Below are 16227 nucleotides of genomic sequence, written 5' to 3' on the forward strand. Positions count from 1 at the left end.
ACAAGGACAGCTTATAAGTAAACCTGTCATTGGCTAGAAAAACTAACCAATCAACAAGATTATTTACCAGTTTTACCTTCTTTGCGGCGTACGTATTCACCAACGTAGCGGATACCTTTACCTTTGTAAGGTTCTGGAGCACGAAGGCTACGGATGTAAGCTGCTGTTTGTCCAACAACTTCTTTGTTGATACCTAATACATTGATTGTTGTAGGTGTTGGAACTTCAAAAGTGATGCCTTCTGGAGCAACAACTTCGTCTTGGTGAGATTTACCAACTGAAAGAACTAATTTGCTACCTTGAAGTTGAGCACGATATCCGACACCGCGCATTTCAAGTTCTTTTTTGAACCCTTCAGAAACACCAACAACCATGTTGTTCAAGTTTGCACGAGTTGTACCATGGATTGTTTTCATTTCTTTAGAGTCGTTTGGACGGTGAAGAGAAACTTCATTACCTTCAACTTTGATTTCAATGTTTTTGTTGAACTCACGAGTAAGTTCACCTTTAGGACCTTTTACAGTAACAACATTGTCATTGTTAGTGATTTCAACACCAGCAGGCAATGTGATTACTTTATTACCAATACGTGACATAGTTTTATTTTCTCCTGTTAGATTATCAAGCCGCTTGTGCGACGAGTTTTCACGGGGTTGTTCAAATCATTTTCTACCAGTTGGTAGATGGGCTAAACAGTGCCAAAAAAGAAATTTCCGACTTGCTTTGCCCCTTTTTATGATTTTACCAAACGTAAGCGATAACTTCTCCACCAACGTTCTTTTGACGAGCTTCTTTATCTGTCAAAAGACCTTCTGAAGTAGATACGATCGCAATACCAAGTCCGTTAAGAACTTTTGGCATGTCTTCACGTTTTGTGTAAACACGAAGACCTGGTTTTGAAACACGTTTAAGGTTTGTGATAACGCGTTCACCGTTTTGTCCATATTTAAGGAAGACACGGATGATACCTTGTTTGTTATCTTCGATCACTTCAACGTTTTTTACAAAACCTTCACGTTTAAGGATTTCTGCAATTCCTTTTTTGATGTTTGATGCAGGCACTTCAAGCACTTCGTGTTTTGCTTGGTTAGCATTACGAATACGTGTTAAAAAGTCTGCAATTGGGTCTGTCATAACCATTTTTTATTTTCTCCTCTTACTAGTAGTTTGATAACTCACTTGCTAGTTAATGCATCAATGCTTCACTAGATGTCTCTAACGAAGTATTATTTATTCAAATTGAGTTTGAGCACAGACAAAAAGACAAATTCACCTTTGCTTTATCTGCCCATCCTCACAGCTTATTTTACCAAGAAGCTTTGGTAACGCCTGGAATTTGACCTTTGTAAGCTAATTCACGGAAGCAAACACGGCAAAGTTTAAACTTGCGGTAAACTGAGTGTGGACGACCACAACGTTCGCAACGAGTATAAGCTTGCGTAGAGAACTTCGCAGGGCGTTTGTTCTTAGCAATCATTGATTTTTTAGCCAATCTATTTACCTCCTAGATTATTTTGCAAAAGGCATTCCAAGACCTTTAAGCAATTCACGTGATTCTTCGTCAGTATTTGCTGTTGTTACGATAACGATGTCAAGACCGCGTACTTTGTCAACATCATCAAAGTTGATTTCTGGGAAAATCAATTGCTCTTTCACACCAAGTGTGTAGTTACCACGTCCATCAAATGATTTTGTTGGAACACCGTGGAAGTCACGAACACGTGGAAGTGAAACAGTCACTAATTTATCCAAAAATTCGTACATACGTTCACCACGAAGAGTGACTTTTGCACCGATCGCAACACCTTCACGAAGACGGAAGCCAGCGATTGATTTCTTAGCTTTAGTGATAAGTGGTTTTTGACCTGAAATAAGTGCCAATTCAGCAGCAGCTTTTTCAAGGTTTTTAGCATTGTTTACAGCGTCACCAACACCCATGTTAAGAACGATTTTCTCAACTTTTGGCACAGCCATTACAGATGAGTAGTTGAATTTTTCTGTCAATGCAGGAACAACTTCATTAGTGTATTTTTCTTTTAAGCGATTTGCCATTATGCTTCTCCTTTCCTTCGTGATTAATCAAGCACTTCGCCTGATTTTTTGTTGTAACGAACTTTTTTGCCGTCAACAACTTTGTAACCAACACGACCTGCTACACCATTTTTGTCAAGCACTTGTACGTTTGACACATGGATTGGTGCTTCTTTTTCCACGATAGCACCTTGAGGGTTTTCGCTATTTGGTTTTTGGTGTTTTTTGACGATAGCTACGCCTTCAACAACAACTTTATTTACTTTTGGAAGAGCTTTAAGAACAACTGCTTCAACGCCTTTGTCCTTACCAGCAATTACGCGAACCTTGTCGCCTTTTTTTACAAACATTTGGTATTTCTCCTCTATATTTCTTACGCCCTAATGGGCACCCTAGGAAAACCTAGGGGACTACGTTTGTTTTTGATTAAAGTACTTCTGGTGCCAATGAAACGATACGCATGTAGCCACCTTCACGTAATTCACGTGCTACAGGGCCAAAGATACGTGTTCCACGAGGTGTTTTGTCATCACGGATGATAACAGCAGCGTTGTCGTCAAATTTGATGTATGAACCGTCTGGACGGCGTGCACCTGATTTTGTACGAACAACAACGGCTTTGACAACATCACCTTTTTTAACAGCTCCACCAGGGATAGCTTGCTTAACAGAAGCAACGATAACGTCACCGATGTTAGCGAATTTACGTCCTGAACCACCAAGAACTTTGATAGTCAAGATTTCGCGAGCACCGCTATTATCAGCAACTTTTAAGCGAGTTTCTTGTTGAATCATTAGAATTTTCTCCTTTTAGTTTATTAGATAATAACAGCTTCTTCGACAACTTCTACAAGACGGAAACGTTTTGTAGCTGAAAGTGGACGAGTTTCCATGATACGAACGATATCGCCTTCTTTAGCGATGTTGTTTTCATCATGTGCTTTGTATTTTTTAGAATAGTTGATACGTTTACCATAGACTGGGTGGTTACGTTTTGTTTCAACTATAACTGTGATAGTTTTGTCCATTTTATCAGACACAACACGTCCAACAAGGGTTTTACGTTGATTACGTTCCATTATTAGAATTCTCCTTTCCCAATCTATTATTTAGTTTCAGATTGCACGGTTTTAACACGAGCAATTTGTTTTTTCACTTCGTCAAGGCGAGCAGTTTGTTCTAATTGTCCTGCTGCAGCTTGGAAACGAAGTTCAAACAATTCTTTTTTGAGTTCGTTTTCTTTTTGAGCAAGCTCTTCTTGAGACAAGCCACGAAGCTCTTTAACAAAATCTTTAATTTCTTGAAGTTTCATGTCTTCTCCTTATTCTGCTTCACGTTTTACGAATTTAGTCTTAACTGGCAATTTGTGGCTTGCAAGACGAAGAGCTTCGCGAGCAACTTCTTCTGATACACCAGCGATTTCAAACATCACTTTACCACGTTTAACTGGTGCTACCCAACCTTCAGGTGCCCCTTTACCAGAACCCATACGTACACCGATAGCTTTAGCAGTGTATGATTTGTGTGGGAAGATTTTAATCCAAACTTTACCACCACGTTTCATGTAACGCGTCATAGCGATACGGGCAGCTTCGATTTGGCGGTTTGTAATCCAGTGGCTAGTTGTTGCTTGAAGACCGTATTCTCCAAATGTTACTTCTTTACCACCTTTAGCTTCACCGCGCATTTTTCCACGGAATTCGCGACGGTGTTTAACACGTTTAGGTACTAACATCTGTTATTTGCCTCCTTTAGTGTTTTTACGAGCTGGAAGCACTTCTCCACGGTAGATCCAAACTTTAACACCAAGTTTACCGTAAGTTGTGTCAGCTTCTTCCCAAGCGTAATCAATATCTGCACGAAGTGTGTGAAGTGGAACAGTTCCTTCTGAGTAACCTTCGCTACGGGCAATATCAGCACCGTTCAAACGACCAGAAACTTGAGTTTTGATTCCTTTTGCTCCAGCACGCATTGTACGTTGGATAGCTTGTTTTTGTGCACGACGGAAAGCAACACGTTGTTCCAATTGACGAGCAATGTTTTCACCAACAAGGTGAGCATCAAGATCAGGTTGTTTGATTTCGATGATGTTGATGTGAACTTGTTTACCAGTCAATTTGTTAAGTTTTGCACGAAGTGCATCAACGTTACTTCCACCTTTACCGATAACCATACCTGGTTTAGCAGTGTGGAGAGAAACGATAACTTTGTTAACAGCACGTTCGATTTCGATAGTTGAAACAGAAGCGTCTGCCAATTCTTTATTGATGAAGTTGCGGATTGCTAAATCTTCATGAAGGTAATCCGCGTATTCTTTTTCAGCATACCATTTTGCATCCCAATCACGGATGATGCCGACACGCATTCCAATTGGATGTACTTTTTGACCCACGATTTTACCTCCTTATTTTTCTGCGACAACTACTGTCACGTGAGTTGTGCGTTTGTTAATTGGTGAAGCTGAACCTTTCGCACGTGGACGGAAACGTTTCATTGTTGGTCCTTCGTTTGCAAATGTTTCAGATACCACCAAATTAGCTTTTTCCAAACCAAAGTTGTTTTCTGCGTTAGCGATAGCAGAGTTAAGAGTTTGCTCAACAACGCGTGCAGCTTTGTTTGGAGTGAATTTCAAGATTGCGATTGCGTCCGCAACGTTTTTACCACGGATAAGATCAAGTACAAGACGTGTTTTACGAGGTGAAACACGGACTGTACGAGCCATTGCTTTAGCTGAAGTAATTTCTGCCATTGTGTCCTCCTCCTATTAACGACGTGTTTTCTTATCGTCTGCAGCGTGACCTTTGTAAGTACGTGTTGGTGCAAATTCACCAAGTTTGTGACCTACCATGTCTTCTTGGATGTAAACAGGAACGTGTTTACGTCCATCATAAACTGCGATTGTATATCCGATGAAACTTGGGAAGATCGTAGAACGACGTGACCAAGTTTTGATTACTTTTTTCTTTTCGTCATTAGCTTGAGCTTCAACTTTTTTCATCAAATGCTCATCGACGAAAGGTCCTTTTTTAAGACTGCGTCCCATTTAGTGTGTTCTCCTTTAAAATTGTTACCACAACGGCTTGCGCCCATAGGGCGCTACCGAGCTGGCGGAATGAAATGTTATCTTAAGCGACTTTTAGCTTATTTTTCGTTACGACGACGAACGATAAGTTTGTCTGATTTCGCTTTTTTGTTACGTGTTTTAAGACCAAGTGCTGGTTTGCCCCATGGTGTAGATGGTGCTTTACGACCAACTGGTGCTTTACCTTCACCACCACCGTGTGGGTGATCGTTAGGGTTCATTACAGAACCACGAACTGTTGGGCGGATACCTTTCCAACGGCTACGTCCTGCTTTACCAATGTTAACAAGTGATTGTTGTTCGTTACCAACTGTACCGATAGTAGCACGGCAAGTTCCAAGAATCATACGAACTTCACCTGATTGAAGACGAACAAGAACGTATTTACCTTCTTGACCAAGTACTTGTGCAGAAGCACCAGCCGCACGGATAAGCTCAGCACCTTTACCAGGTTGCAATTCGATATTGTGGATAACAGTACCGACTGGAATGTTTGCAAGTGGAAGTGCGTTACCAACTTTGATGTCGGCGTCTGGACCCGAAACGATACGTTGACCAACTTCAAGACCTTTAGGTGCGATGATGTAAGCTTTCACACCGTCAGTGTAGTGTACAAGAGCGATGTTAGCTGTACGGTTTGGATCGTACTCGATTGTTTTAACAACTGCTTCAACGCCGTCTTTGTTACGTTTGAAGTCAATCAAACGGTAGTGGCGTTTGTGTCCACCACCATGGTGGCGAACAGTGATACGACCGTTGTTGTTACGTCCTGCTGTTTTCTTTAATGAAACAAGCAATGATTTCTCAGGAGTAGATGTTGTGATTTCAGCAAAGTCCAAAGAAGTCATATTACGACGGCCATTTGTCGTTGGTTTATAAACTTTAATACCCACGTGATTTCCTCCTTTGATTATTCAGCTTCAGCAGCAAAGATTTCGATTGCTGGTGAATCAGCTGTCAATGTGATGATAGCTTTTTTCACTTTACTTGTGTAACCTACGTAACGTCCAACACGTTTTTGTTTAGGTTTCACTGTGATTGTGTTGACATTAGCAACTTTAACACCTTCAAACGCAGCTTCAACAGCTTGTTTGATCAAAAGTTTGTGTGCACGAGTGTCAACTTCAAATACGTATTTTCCTGCTTCAAGCTTCGCCATTGAATCTTCAGTGATAACAGGTTTTTTGATTACGTCGTACAAATTCATTATGCAAGAACCTCCTCGATTGTAGAGATTGCTTCTTTTGTTACAAGAAGTTTGTCTGCGTTTACGATATCAAGAACACTTGCTGTTGCTGCAGTTGCAACTTTAACGTTTGGAAGGTTACGTGCTGACAATTCAGCAAATTTGTTTCCTTCTTCAAGAATAACAAGCACTTTTGAATCAATGTTCAATGCTGAAAGAACAGAAGCAAATTCAGCTGTTTTTGGTGCTGCAAATGAAAGTCCTTCTACAGCAACCAATTTTTCTTCAGCAACTTTTGCTGAGTAAACAGATTTCAATGCTAAGCGACGCACTTTTTGTGGAAGTTTGTAAGCATATGAACGTGGAGTTGGTCCAAAGACAACACCACCACCACGCCATTGAGGTGCACGGATAGAACCTTGACGAGCACGTCCAGTTCCTTTTTGGCGCCATGGTTTACGACCACCACCTGATACTGCTGAACGGTTTTTAACCGCATGAGTACCTTGGCGAAGGCTAGCGCGTTGGCTGATAACGACTTCAAATACTACTGATTCGTTTGGTTCGATACCGAAGACAGCGTCGTTAAGTTCAACTGTGCTAACTTCTTTCCCAGTTTGGTCAAATAGTTTTACATTTGCCATTTTAACTATTTTCTCCTTCCTTCTTATTTAGCAGCTTTAACTGCAGATTTGATGGTGATAAGAGATTTCTTAGCACCTGGTACGTTACCTTTGATAAGGATAACGTTCTTTTCTGGAACAACTTGTACGACTTCAAGATTTTGGATAGTCACACGGTTGCCACCCATACGTCCTGCCAAGTGTTTGTTTTTAAACACACGGTTTGGCGCAACAGGTCCCATAGAACCTGGACGACGGTGGTAACGAGAACCGTGAGCCATAGGACCACGTGATTGACCGTGGCGTTTGATAACACCTTGGAAACCTTTACCTTTAGTTGTTCCTGTGACGTCAACAACATCTCCAGCTTCAAATTGTTCAACAGTAAGTTCGCCACCTACTTCTACGCCTTCGATGTTTTTGAATTCACGAATGAAGCGCTTAGGAGCAGTGTTGGCTTTAGCAACATGGCCTTTGGCAGGTTTGTTACTCAATACTTCACGTTTGTCATCAAAACCAACTTGAACAGCTTCGTAACCGTCTGTTTCAACAGTTTTCACTTGAAGAACAACGTTTGGAGTTGCTTCAATGACAGTAACAGGGATGAATTCACCAGATTCAGTGAAGATTTGAGTCATTCCCACTTTTTTCCCTAAGATTCCTTTTGTCATGAGAAAATAATTCCTTTACTTTATTTTTTTGTTTAAAAAGTTTTTAACGAGCGTTTTTTGTGCTCTGAAATCAATTAAAGTTTGATTTCAACGTTGACACCACTTGGCAAATCAAGTTTCATCAATGCATCAACTGTTTTTTGAGTTGGGTTGATGATGTCGATAAGACGTTTGTGTGTACGCATTTCAAATTGTTCGCGAGAATCTTTGTATTTGTGAGTCGCACGAATAATTGTGTAGAGGCTACGTTCAGTTGGAAGTGGAACTGGTCCAGCAACTGTAGCGCCTGTGCGTGTTGCAGTTTCAACGATTTTTTCTGCCGCTGTATCAAGTGTACGGTGTTCGTACGCTTTCAAACGGATACGGATTTTTTTGTTTGCCATCTTTTCTCCTCTCGTCTATTTACGATAATAGGCTAGCTCCTCAAGAAAACCAACACGTGCCGCGTGGCAATGCAGCCGAGCGTGTCGCAACCTCTTGTATCATAGCTAAAGCTGTTCATTTTTACAGCACCATAAAATAATACCAAATTTCCCTAGGGAATGCAAGGCTTTTTGCCTTTTTTTCTCAAAAAAATAATAGAAAGAGCTTTCGCTCTCTCTATTATTAAAAACCTTCATCCTGCAGAGCATCTGACAGTCTGGCAAAATCAGCAATAGACAGGGCTTCACCACGCACGCTAGGCTTGATGTCAGCCTGCTCTAAAGCTCGTGTCAGTCGTTCCTTGACCTCTTCAGATTTGCCAAAAGCGCCTGTGAGGTTGTTCCAGAGAGTTTTTCTGCGGTGCACAAAACTAAGGCGTGCCACCTTGAAGAAAAAGTCCTCATCCTTAGCAGTGACTAGTGGCTCGCTTCTACGCACCATTTTGAGGATGGCTGAGTCCACATTTGGCGCAGGGACAAAGACCGTACGAGGCACGACGAAAGCGACCTTGGCTGTCATGTAGTACTGAACAGCGATGGATAGACTGCCATAAGCCTTGGTGTTTGGCTGGGCGGAGATGCGGTCTGCTACTTCCTTTTGCATCATGACGACAAACTCGCTAAAAGGAATCTTGCTCTCAATCAAGTGCATGAGAATAGGCGTCGTGATATAGTAAGGCAGGTTAGCCACAACCTTAATTGGCAGCTCTGGATTTTTGAAGTTCTGGATATGCGCCTGCAAGTCTGCCTTTAAAATGTCTTCATTGACCACGGTGACATTGTCAAAGTCACGCAAGGTATCGGCTAAGATGGGCACCAAGCGATCGTCAATCTCAAAAGCCATAACCTCAGCAGCATTTTCTGCCAAAAACTCCGTCAGAGCGCCAATCCCCGGTCCAATCTCGATGACGTTGACCTTCTTGTCAAGCTCTGCCGTATCTACAATTTTCTGCAAAATATTGGTATCAGTCAGGAAATTCTGACCAAAAGATTTCTTAAACGTGAACCCATGACGCTCCAAAATCGCACGGGTCACGCTGTAGTCTGCTATTTTCATGTTTTGTTCTTTCTATATTAGGAGTCAAAAAGAGATAATTGTAAATTATTATCGCTACTAAATACTTCTTCGTTGATTTTAGATAAAAAATTGGGATACACTATTTTTAAAAACTTTTCTTTATTTGACAAAGCTTCCTCTAAATGGTTGCTACTTTTCAAAAAAACATATATAGCACATGCCTCAGCTTGACAGTTTACTGATTTTTTAGGGTTAAACTCAATATCAGAAAAGGCATTATACTTCATAATCTTTTTAGATAACACGTAATTTTTGTGTAAAGCATTCACATACAACCAGTTATAGAAGTACGTTTTAGGTTCTAATGGAAATTTTTGCCCAAAACTATTAAACCCAATTAATTTATCACTTCTATGAATGGTTTTTACAATTTTTTTCATCGTTTTGGAATCATATCGTTCTAAAAGACCAATCTGACATCCATTTTCATTGAATACCTTACTTCCTTGAAAAATCTGCTCTACAGAATATTTTTTACCTGATATCATCTGCACCATTAAATTAAAAGCACTAGCTTTTATACCAACTTTAGATGGTGATCTAGACGAAATTTCCAAAATTTTCAGTTTTGGATACTTTTCTAATGTACACTCGTGCAAAGAACTTATTGACTTTTGTTTTTGTGAAGCTGAGAACCCTGAAAAAAATTCAAATTCTATCATCTCAGACCTATAACCTTCATTATTACTAAAAAAAACGGGTCTCTTTGCCATACTTTAGCTCCAATCCAATGAGAAATCATAAGGATAACATCCACGATTCAGCCAATAATCACATTTTTCAAAGAGATCTTTTGACTTTCTTAACCTTATATGACTCGGAACAATAATATCTTTTAATATATTCTCTATGATACAATTTTCATGAAAAATTATTCCTTTAATTTTTTCTACTGTAATTTTATCAAATATTAACACTTCTGCTTGCAGATTAGTTGGAGCATTTTTTACCCACTTGGAATTACGTTTTTTTATTTTTCCAAATTCAAGATACTCTGAAAAAATCATTTTAAAACTCTCTACACCTTTACTGACATACCGCCCACTGTCTTGAGCAGCGTTAACATAACAAAAGTTCGTAGTATCATTTATTATATTAGGGTCTACCTCCAATATAACAAAATCTTCCATCTTCAAATTTTGTCTTTTAATAATATCACGTAAACAATACACATTCGGATACTGAATTGACGTACATACATAATCCAAATACCCATCCGCTCTATCTAAATCATTCCTATTAATATTAGGATATTTGCTAGAAAGTATCCCCTCTGATAAAATTTTCCCTAAATTATTACAATGAGTAAAATGACATAAACGGTCAATTCCCTTTTCCCTTATTATCTCACTATATGTATTCATTTACAACCCAACTTCCTTTTTTCTATTCAATAAATTATGCAAATTGCTACAGATCATACTTTTTCATAACTTCCTCCACCTCCGCTAAGGTCACACCAAATAGGCGTAGACGCTTGAGGAGTTGCTTGCCGTTGGTGTAGCCGATACGAAGTTCTTCGCCTAGATACTCACGGCGCTGTCTGCTGTCAGTCCCCATGGTCAATCCTAGGCGCATGAGGTCACTTGCCGTAATGTCAAAGGTTTCCTCGCCATCATAGTAGCCCATAACGCTTGACAGAGCTTTCTCCAAGTCCTCGTAGCTAGCGTGCTCCACACCGAGCGAGCGCCCCTTGGTCTTGGACTTGGGCACTGCCTCGCCACGGTTGAGAAAGGCATGCTTTGCGGTGGGCACTGCCTGCATGATGAGCTTACGAATGCGCTCTCCATTGTAGTCTGGGTCGGTAAAGACGATGACACCTCGAAGGTTATTTAGTCTATCAATCCTTGCTAAGTCCTCATCTGAGATGGCAGACCCCCTGGTCTCATAGGTGTCAACTTCATAAAAACGTTTGAGATTTGCCGTGTCGTCCTTGCCCTCAACGACCACAACTTCGTAGATTTTTTTCTTAGTCAAGACCAAACACCCTCACTGCATTGTCATAGGTTGCTTGGGCGACTTCTTCAACTGGAAGTCCACGGAGTTCTGCGATTTTCTCCACGACATAGCGGGTGTAGGCTGGTTTATTTTCACGACCACGCTTAGGCACTGGGGCAAGGTAGGGTGCGTCTGTCTCTACTAATATCTTATCCAAAGGCAGGTGAGTCGCAGCTTCCTGTACATCCAAGGCTTTTTTGAAAGTCACCACGCCTGAAAAGGAAATAGCCATGCCAAGGTCGATGAAACGCTCTGCCATTTCCAAAGAGCCTGAGTAAGAGTGCATAATGCCCCCACGAGGTCCGACGCCTTCTGCCTCGATGAGGTCATAAGTGTCCTCTAAAGCGTCTCTGGTGTGGACAACAAAGGGAAGGTCAAGTTTTTTCGCCAGCTTCATCTGACGGCGAAAAACATCTGCCTGCACTTCCTTTGGTGCTGTCATCCAGTGATAGTCTAGCCCAATCTCACCAAGTGCAACGACCTTGGGGTGTTTGAGCTTTTCAAGTAGCCAAGCCTCCACCTCATCCGTGTAAGTGCCAGCCTCAGTCGGGTGCCAGCCAATGGTCGCATAGAGGTTGTCATAAGTCTCTATCAACTCCAAGGCACGCTCAATGGTCGGCTTATCAAAGCCCACGATATTCATCTTGGTCACGCCAAGCTCACGTGCCAGATCTATTTCTTCTTTTTCTTTGCCCTCAAAGTTTTCTACGTTGAGGTGAGTATGCGTATCAAAAATCTGCATTATTTATCCTCCGGTTTGTCTCTTTTATTATACCATAAGACGATATGCAAAAACAGAAATCCTAAGATTTCTGTTTTTAAGTTATTTACTTGTAAAATCTTGCGGTTGACCGGTGTAGTTTGCCCAAGATTTTGATAAAAAGGTGTTGTTTAGGTGATAGTGTGGTGTGGCTTGCTTTTCTTCGAGAAATGGCGCAACTGCTTTGTCAAAAGCGAGCCAACCGTTCCAACCCATGTGAATAGTATCCTGCATGAAGTAGGCTTTATCACCGTCTTTTGAAAAGTCAGCGATATTGGTAAAACCTTGACTCTCTAGCTGATACTTAATCTTGGCAACAGCCTTTTGGTACATGTCCTCACTAAGCCCCGTGTAGGCAATCCACTTGCTATTGACCGGTGGAATGACAAAGATAACCTGCGTCTTGCTTTTAGCAAACTGGCTCAAAACCAGCTGTAAGTCGTTGTACTCAGGAGATTTAAGATAAGAAATCTTTTTCTGTGCTCCCTTGAGGTGCTTAATCTGAAAACTCACACGCTGTGTGTAAAAGTTGTTATCAATGTTAAAAGGATTGTTGGTTGTTGCCTTTTTAGCTGTGCTAGTCGCAAGCTCCCCTAAGGTTTGATAAGAGAAAGGCTGTGGCAGTTTGCTAGCTTTTTTGACAATCTTGTCCTCATAAGAATTTGAAAACGACAACTGGCTAAAGAGAGCGTCCTCTTTAAGCGCTAGAAAACGCTTGAAGCTCAAAATTCCCTCATCAAAGCTCGACAGAGACTCACCCTTTGCTACCTTTTCAGCCAGCTGGTGAAGTGTTCCTTTTGGATAGAGCTTCAAAAAGCGCTTAGCGGCGTATTGGTCGTAGACTGTTCCCGTTTGATTTTCCAAGAAACTAATCATCTGGTCGCTTGAAAAATAATTCTGAAAAGCGGACGCATTAGCGCCGTTTTTGACAAACCATTGAGGTGAGATAAAGTAGACCGCTTTTTTATTAGTCATTTGGCTGGTAATCTGTTGCATGCCAAAATATTGCGTCAGAGACGCCGCACCTTTTTGCCCTAGCAAATATGGCGTGTAGCTGCGATTATAGGCTTCTGCCAGCATGGACGGGTGAAAACTGTCCATACGATTCCACTCACTAGAGCCAAAAAAAGGCACAAAGTTCTGGCTTTTATCGCTCAGCGCTCGGATTTTTTTTGCTCGACTCTTGAAGCTGATGTGAGTCAGCGCCACAGCGTCATTTTTTTCTTCCTCGGCAGAGTGCTTTAGCTTATTAGGATAGATGGCAAGTAGCGCTACAAGTAAAAGGGCAGCGCAAATGACAGGTCCTAAAATCTGCCAAAGACGCCTAAGCATTGCGCAACTCCGCTATCCCAGCGACAATCTTGTTGGCGGTGTTCCAGTCGTCACGTCCAAATTCAGACACTGGAACGGTGATGTCAAAGCGACTCTCAATCTCAACAATCAACTCAACTGTTCCCATGCTATCAAGCACGCCAGCGTCAAACAAATCCTCATCCATCATGTCAGAAACATCTTCCATGAAAAGCTCGTCAATAATGTCAATAACTTCTGATTTAATATCCATTTGTTTACTCCTTTATGTTATTGTGGATGTTTTGGAAACCACAGTTGGTCTAAAAAGCCTGAAAATAGTAAGAATGACACCATCACGACGTTAAACGTGATGACAATACTCAAGGCTCTTGTGAATCGATTTTCAGGAAGATTAGGCTTGCCTGCGGCTTTTCGTTCTTTATTGATTTTTTTCTTCTTACGTAGCCAAGCATCGTTGATAATAAGACCGATACCGTGAAACAGCCCGTAAGCAATGTAATACCAAGTCACACCGTGCCAAAAGCCCATAAGAAGCATATTAACCAAATAAGCGACACTGGATGTGGTATTACGGTTTTTAAAGACTTTATTTTTGACCAAGACCTTTACCAAGCGCATGAACACAAAGTCACGGAACCAAAAAGACAAACTCATGTGCCAACGGTTCCAAAATTCCTTGAGGTCATGTGAGATAAAGGGTTTGTTAAAGTTTATCGGACTCTTGATTCCCATGAGATTGGACACGGCTAGCGCAAAAAGGGTATAGCCTGCAAAGTCAAAGAAGAGGTCAAGCCCAAAAGCATACATGACACCTATGGTCGGGAGGTTGATAATCCCACCGTGCGCTAGAGCAAGCTCTTTGAGTGGTGGTAAAAGCACCTGCCCAAAGAAATAAGCAATGATAAACTTATAGAGAAAACCTAGCATGAGATACCAGATAGACTTCTCCAGCATATCAAGCAACTCATCACGCTCTGGGATATTCTCATAATCATCGTTGAAACGCTTAAAGCGATCAATCGGACCACTGGAGAAAGTCGGCAGAAACATCAAAAAGCGTAAAAACTGCCAAAGCGTAAACTCCGTTAGCACCCCGTCACGCATCTCAATAATCATCCCCACCGCACGGAAAGTCAGATAGGAAATTCCCAGGAAACCAAACAAGCTCTGATTGGCTGCTATAATCGGCGCCACCTTGACAAAAGCAAGAGGCAAGACAGACAAGAGACACCACAGGTAAAAGAGCCATTTATTATTGTGGTTACGTCTGTAAATCTTGTAAGAAAAGACCAGAATCGTCTCCCAAATGACATAGGCTAGTAGTGATTTGAGTTGCAACTGCCCCTTGCCTGTCAACATCAAGATGATAAAGGAAAAGCTAAATAGCGCCTCGTAGATAGGAAAACGCTTTTTAAAAAAGAGTCCTATGAAAATCGGCAACACCGCTAGTAGAAGATAAAAGAAATACTGCGGATTACCATAAACCTCCATGTGAGGAAGAGCATTCCAAAATTGCATCATGAACGATTGACCTCACTTATCAAGCGTTTAATGTCAATCTTACCATTTGGTGTCATCGGCAACTCGTCTTTATAGAGGAATTTGGATGGCATCATGTAGTCCATCATGATTTCTTTGAGTTCCTCTTTTATCGCCTTGGTAACATCCAAGTCACGCTCAAACTGCTCACGGACACCTGCTTTTAAGACGATGTAAGCCAAAAGATTTTGCACTTTGTGATCTTTATTGTAGCGAGGAACGGCAACGGCTGACTCAACATAGCAAGATTTTAGCAAGTTTTGTGCTACGTCTTCTAGCTCGATACGGTAGCCGTTAAACTTAATCTGAAAGTCCTTGCGACCACCATAAAGCAAAAGCCCCTCGTCGGTCATTTGCCCCAAGTCACCCGTATGGTAAGCAGGTTGCCCCTTGAAAGTAAAGAAGGCTTCTGCTGTCTTTTCGGGATTGTTGAGATAGCCCTTTGATACAGCTGGACCTGTGACGATAATTTCACCTTGCTGTCCGTTTGCGACAACCTCACCCCCATCATCCACGATAAAGGTTGGCGAGTCTGGTTTCGGATAACCAATCGGCAGACGCTTGTAGTCTTCTAGCATATCGTCTGTGATAGCAACTGCTGACAAGGCAACTGTCGCTTCTGTTGGACCGTAGGCATTGACAATGCGGGCATGTGGGAAACGCTGACGCAATTTCTTAGCGGTCTTAACCGTCAACTCCTCACCATCAAAGTAAAAATGCGTGAGTTTTGGTAAATGCTCCTCAGAGAAAGTATCTGAGAGCAATGCCATATCAGCAAATGACGGTGTTGATGTCCAGACTTGGATAGGCAAGCTCGCAATGGTTGTAAAGAGCTTTTTGAAATCACCGATGATTTCCTTTGGCAGAGCGTAGAGTGTACCACCCATGGCAAGCGTGGGCGCCCAGTACATGACAGACAAGTCAAAGGAATAAGGCGGCTGCGCTAGCATTTGAGGACGTTCTGGAACTGAGAAAGTCTCCTGACCAATCATCCAGTTGGTAAAGCTCAAAAGATTGTCATGCGAGATTTGCACGCCCTTAGGCTGACCAGTTGTCCCAGAGGTAAAGATAATATAGTAATTATCATCTCCCTTGACAGGGTGTGTCAAGCTGTAAGAGCTCTTCTTCTCAAAGATAGAGTGCAATTGCGCTAGGTCAATCACCTCGACATCTGACAGCTCCAGCGGAAAGTCCCCGACACTAATCACAAGACTAGGCTGTGCAATGGCAACAATCGCCTCAACACGGTCAAGCGCCGAATGCTGGTCAACAGGGATGTAAGCATGACCAGACTTTGTCGCTCCAACGAAAGTTGCTAACATCTCATACTCCTGCCCACCAAAGACAAGAATCGGCGACTTTGCTGCTAAAGCTAGACTATCGATATAAGAAGCCAAACTGTCAGAGTCACTTTTTAGCTGCGCATAACTATAAGTCTTTCCCAAAATGTCATAGACAGGGAAATCAGGCTGCTTGAGGGCAAACCCATCAATCGTTTCAATCATATCTCGTATCATAGACAA

The 16227-nt window shown here is 41.7% G+C and carries 26 protein-coding genes; all 26 read right to left on the reverse strand.

All coding sequences use genetic code 11. From position 1 onward, the window contains the following. Positions 1-59: 59 nt before the first annotated feature. The 26 genes from rplF to dltA all read right to left on the reverse strand — a co-directional run bounded on the left by rplF (position 60) and on the right by dltA (position 16221). Complete coding sequence (rplF, locus tag G5B60_RS10215; RefSeq protein ID WP_115271234.1) at positions 60-596, reverse strand: 50S ribosomal protein L6; 537 nt, start codon at positions 594-596, stop codon at positions 60-62. A gap of 145 nt (positions 597-741) precedes the next feature. Continuing rightward, positions 742-1140, reverse strand: a complete 399-nt coding sequence (gene rpsH, locus G5B60_RS10220; protein ID WP_115271236.1) for a 30S ribosomal protein S8 — start codon at positions 1138-1140, stop codon at positions 742-744. A 166-nt stretch (positions 1141-1306) separates the two neighbouring features. Further along, complete coding sequence (locus tag G5B60_RS10225; protein ID WP_001085699.1) at positions 1307-1492, reverse strand: type Z 30S ribosomal protein S14; 186 nt, start codon at positions 1490-1492, stop codon at positions 1307-1309. A gap of 17 nt (positions 1493-1509) precedes the next feature. Further along, positions 1510-2052, reverse strand: coding sequence for a 50S ribosomal protein L5 (gene rplE, locus G5B60_RS10230; protein WP_164683886.1), 543 nt, complete (start codon positions 2050-2052; stop codon positions 1510-1512). Between the two features lie 23 nt (positions 2053-2075). After that, a complete protein-coding gene (rplX, locus tag G5B60_RS10235; protein WP_164683887.1) occupies positions 2076-2381 on the reverse strand; it encodes a 50S ribosomal protein L24 in 306 nt (101 codons plus the stop codon). Positions 2382-2457: 76 nt separating this feature from the next. Continuing rightward, positions 2458-2826 (reverse strand): 50S ribosomal protein L14, encoded by a 369-nt coding sequence (gene rplN, locus G5B60_RS10240; protein ID WP_115271243.1) that lies wholly within the window; start codon positions 2824-2826, stop codon positions 2458-2460. Positions 2827-2849: 23 nt separating this feature from the next. Continuing rightward, positions 2850-3110, reverse strand: a complete 261-nt coding sequence (gene rpsQ / locus G5B60_RS10245) for a 30S ribosomal protein S17 (protein WP_115271245.1) — start codon at positions 3108-3110, stop codon at positions 2850-2852. Positions 3111-3136: 26 nt separating this feature from the next. After that, the gene (gene rpmC, locus G5B60_RS10250) at positions 3137-3343 is read right to left on the reverse strand and encodes a 50S ribosomal protein L29 (RefSeq protein WP_115271247.1); all 207 of its coding nucleotides are present in this window, start codon (positions 3341-3343) and stop codon (positions 3137-3139) included. Between the two features lie 9 nt (positions 3344-3352). Continuing rightward, the gene (gene rplP, locus G5B60_RS10255) at positions 3353-3766 is read right to left on the reverse strand and encodes a 50S ribosomal protein L16 (RefSeq protein WP_115271249.1); all 414 of its coding nucleotides are present in this window, start codon (positions 3764-3766) and stop codon (positions 3353-3355) included. A 3-nt stretch (positions 3767-3769) separates the two neighbouring features. Then, positions 3770-4423 carry a 30S ribosomal protein S3 gene (gene rpsC, locus G5B60_RS10260; RefSeq protein ID WP_115271251.1) on the reverse strand — a complete coding sequence of 218 codons (654 nt, stop codon included), beginning with the start codon at positions 4421-4423 and terminating at the stop codon, positions 3770-3772. Between the two features lie 12 nt (positions 4424-4435). After that, on the reverse strand, positions 4436-4780 hold the full coding sequence (gene rplV / locus G5B60_RS10265; protein WP_115271252.1) for a 50S ribosomal protein L22: 345 nt from the start codon (positions 4778-4780) through the stop codon (positions 4436-4438). A gap of 15 nt (positions 4781-4795) precedes the next feature. Beyond that, positions 4796-5074: a 30S ribosomal protein S19 gene (gene rpsS, locus G5B60_RS10270; RefSeq protein ID WP_000533765.1), complete on the reverse strand. Its 279-nt coding sequence runs from the start codon at positions 5072-5074 to the stop codon at positions 4796-4798. 98 nt (positions 5075-5172) lie between these two features. Next, entirely contained in the window at positions 5173-6006 is an 834-nt protein-coding gene (gene rplB, locus G5B60_RS10275) for a 50S ribosomal protein L2 (RefSeq protein WP_115271254.1), read from the reverse strand. Between the two features lie 17 nt (positions 6007-6023). Continuing rightward, positions 6024-6320, reverse strand: coding sequence for a 50S ribosomal protein L23 (locus G5B60_RS10280; protein ID WP_115271256.1), 297 nt, complete (start codon positions 6318-6320; stop codon positions 6024-6026). Then, on the reverse strand, positions 6320-6943 hold the full coding sequence (gene rplD, locus G5B60_RS10285) for a 50S ribosomal protein L4 (RefSeq protein WP_164683888.1): 624 nt from the start codon (positions 6941-6943) through the stop codon (positions 6320-6322). Before rplD ends, G5B60_RS10280 begins: the two co-directional genes overlap by 1 nt. Positions 6944-6966: 23 nt before the next feature. Next, positions 6967-7593 (reverse strand): 50S ribosomal protein L3, encoded by a 627-nt coding sequence (gene rplC, locus G5B60_RS10290; protein WP_115271260.1) that lies wholly within the window; start codon positions 7591-7593, stop codon positions 6967-6969. 74 nt (positions 7594-7667) lie between these two features. Next, the gene (gene rpsJ / locus G5B60_RS10295; RefSeq protein WP_002885653.1) at positions 7668-7976 is read right to left on the reverse strand and encodes a 30S ribosomal protein S10; all 309 of its coding nucleotides are present in this window, start codon (positions 7974-7976) and stop codon (positions 7668-7670) included. 223 nt (positions 7977-8199) lie between these two features. After that, entirely contained in the window at positions 8200-9072 is an 873-nt protein-coding gene (rsmA, locus tag G5B60_RS10300) for a 16S rRNA (adenine(1518)-N(6)/adenine(1519)-N(6))-dimethyltransferase RsmA (RefSeq protein ID WP_164683889.1), read from the reverse strand. Positions 9073-9089: 17 nt separating this feature from the next. Beyond that, a complete protein-coding gene (locus G5B60_RS10305) occupies positions 9090-9806 on the reverse strand; it encodes a DarT1-associated NADAR antitoxin family protein (RefSeq protein ID WP_164683890.1) in 717 nt (238 codons plus the stop codon). Between the two features lie 3 nt (positions 9807-9809). Continuing rightward, complete coding sequence (locus tag G5B60_RS10310; RefSeq protein ID WP_164683891.1) at positions 9810-10457, reverse strand: DarT ssDNA thymidine ADP-ribosyltransferase family protein; 648 nt, start codon at positions 10455-10457, stop codon at positions 9810-9812. 46 nt (positions 10458-10503) lie between these two features. Beyond that, a complete protein-coding gene (gene rnmV, locus G5B60_RS10315) occupies positions 10504-11070 on the reverse strand; it encodes a ribonuclease M5 (protein WP_164683892.1) in 567 nt (188 codons plus the stop codon). Next, positions 11063-11833, reverse strand: coding sequence for a TatD family hydrolase (locus tag G5B60_RS10320; RefSeq protein ID WP_164683893.1), 771 nt, complete (start codon positions 11831-11833; stop codon positions 11063-11065). Before G5B60_RS10320 ends, rnmV begins: the two co-directional genes overlap by 8 nt. 81 nt (positions 11834-11914) lie before the next feature. Beyond that, a complete protein-coding gene (gene dltD, locus G5B60_RS10325) occupies positions 11915-13183 on the reverse strand; it encodes a D-alanyl-lipoteichoic acid biosynthesis protein DltD (RefSeq protein ID WP_164683894.1) in 1269 nt (422 codons plus the stop codon). Further along, a complete protein-coding gene (gene dltC, locus G5B60_RS10330) occupies positions 13176-13415 on the reverse strand; it encodes a D-alanine--poly(phosphoribitol) ligase subunit DltC (protein WP_115271274.1) in 240 nt (79 codons plus the stop codon). The genes dltD and dltC overlap by 8 nt, the downstream gene beginning before the upstream one ends. 17 nt (positions 13416-13432) lie before the next feature. Further along, on the reverse strand, positions 13433-14686 hold the full coding sequence (gene dltB, locus G5B60_RS10335) for a D-alanyl-lipoteichoic acid biosynthesis protein DltB (protein ID WP_164683895.1): 1254 nt from the start codon (positions 14684-14686) through the stop codon (positions 13433-13435). Next, positions 14683-16221: a D-alanine--poly(phosphoribitol) ligase subunit DltA gene (gene dltA, locus G5B60_RS10340; RefSeq protein ID WP_164683896.1), complete on the reverse strand. Its 1539-nt coding sequence runs from the start codon at positions 16219-16221 to the stop codon at positions 14683-14685. The genes dltB and dltA overlap by 4 nt, the downstream gene beginning before the upstream one ends. Positions 16222-16227 lie beyond the last annotated feature (6 nt).

The sequence above is a fragment of the Streptococcus hyointestinalis genome, assembly GCF_011039275.1.
In the GTDB taxonomy this organism is placed as follows: Bacteria; Bacillota; Bacilli; order Lactobacillales; family Streptococcaceae; genus Streptococcus; species Streptococcus hyointestinalis_A.

What these genes read in the sequence shown, in the direction of transcription:
- rplP (WP_115271249.1), bottom strand. Translation starts at nt 3,766, where the DNA reads ATGTTAGTACCTAAACGTGTTAAACACCGTCGCGAATTCCGTGGAAAA.
- G5B60_RS10320 (WP_164683893.1), bottom strand. Translation starts at nt 11,833, where the DNA reads ATGCAGATTTTTGATACGCATACTCACCTCAACGTAGAAAACTTTGAG.
- rpmC (WP_115271247.1), bottom strand. Translation starts at nt 3,343, where the DNA reads ATGAAACTTCAAGAAATTAAAGATTTTGTTAAAGAGCTTCGTGGCTTG.
- rpsJ (WP_002885653.1), bottom strand. Translation starts at nt 7,976, where the DNA reads ATGGCAAACAAAAAAATCCGTATCCGTTTGAAAGCGTACGAACACCGT.
- rpsS (WP_000533765.1), bottom strand. Translation starts at nt 5,074, where the DNA reads ATGGGACGCAGTCTTAAAAAAGGACCTTTCGTCGATGAGCATTTGATG.
- rsmA (WP_164683889.1), bottom strand. Translation starts at nt 9,072, where the DNA reads ATGAAAATAGCAGACTACAGCGTGACCCGTGCGATTTTGGAGCGTCAT.
- rplN (WP_115271243.1), bottom strand. Translation starts at nt 2,826, where the DNA reads ATGATTCAACAAGAAACTCGCTTAAAAGTTGCTGATAATAGCGGTGCT.
- rplV (WP_115271252.1), bottom strand. Translation starts at nt 4,780, where the DNA reads ATGGCAGAAATTACTTCAGCTAAAGCAATGGCTCGTACAGTCCGTGTT.
- dltB (WP_164683895.1), bottom strand. Translation starts at nt 14,686, where the DNA reads ATGATGCAATTTTGGAATGCTCTTCCTCACATGGAGGTTTATGGTAAT.
- G5B60_RS10310 (WP_164683891.1), bottom strand. Translation starts at nt 10,457, where the DNA reads ATGAATACATATAGTGAGATAATAAGGGAAAAGGGAATTGACCGTTTA.
- rplX (WP_164683887.1), bottom strand. Translation starts at nt 2,381, where the DNA reads ATGTTTGTAAAAAAAGGCGACAAGGTTCGCGTAATTGCTGGTAAGGAC.
- G5B60_RS10280 (WP_115271256.1), bottom strand. Translation starts at nt 6,320, where the DNA reads ATGAATTTGTACGACGTAATCAAAAAACCTGTTATCACTGAAGATTCA.
- rplC (WP_115271260.1), bottom strand. Translation starts at nt 7,593, where the DNA reads ATGACAAAAGGAATCTTAGGGAAAAAAGTGGGAATGACTCAAATCTTC.
- dltA (WP_164683896.1), bottom strand. Translation starts at nt 16,221, where the DNA reads ATGATACGAGATATGATTGAAACGATTGATGGGTTTGCCCTCAAGCAG.
- rplE (WP_164683886.1), bottom strand. Translation starts at nt 2,052, where the DNA reads ATGGCAAATCGCTTAAAAGAAAAATACACTAATGAAGTTGTTCCTGCA.
- G5B60_RS10305 (WP_164683890.1), bottom strand. Translation starts at nt 9,806, where the DNA reads ATGGCAAAGAGACCCGTTTTTTTTAGTAATAATGAAGGTTATAGGTCT.
- rplD (WP_164683888.1), bottom strand. Translation starts at nt 6,943, where the DNA reads ATGGCAAATGTAAAACTATTTGACCAAACTGGGAAAGAAGTTAGCACA.
- rplF (WP_115271234.1), bottom strand. Translation starts at nt 596, where the DNA reads ATGTCACGTATTGGTAATAAAGTAATCACATTGCCTGCTGGTGTTGAA.
- rpsH (WP_115271236.1), bottom strand. Translation starts at nt 1,140, where the DNA reads ATGGTTATGACAGACCCAATTGCAGACTTTTTAACACGTATTCGTAAT.
- dltD (WP_164683894.1), bottom strand. Translation starts at nt 13,183, where the DNA reads ATGCTTAGGCGTCTTTGGCAGATTTTAGGACCTGTCATTTGCGCTGCC.
- dltC (WP_115271274.1), bottom strand. Translation starts at nt 13,415, where the DNA reads ATGGATATTAAATCAGAAGTTATTGACATTATTGACGAGCTTTTCATG.
- rpsQ (WP_115271245.1), bottom strand. Translation starts at nt 3,110, where the DNA reads ATGGAACGTAATCAACGTAAAACCCTTGTTGGACGTGTTGTGTCTGAT.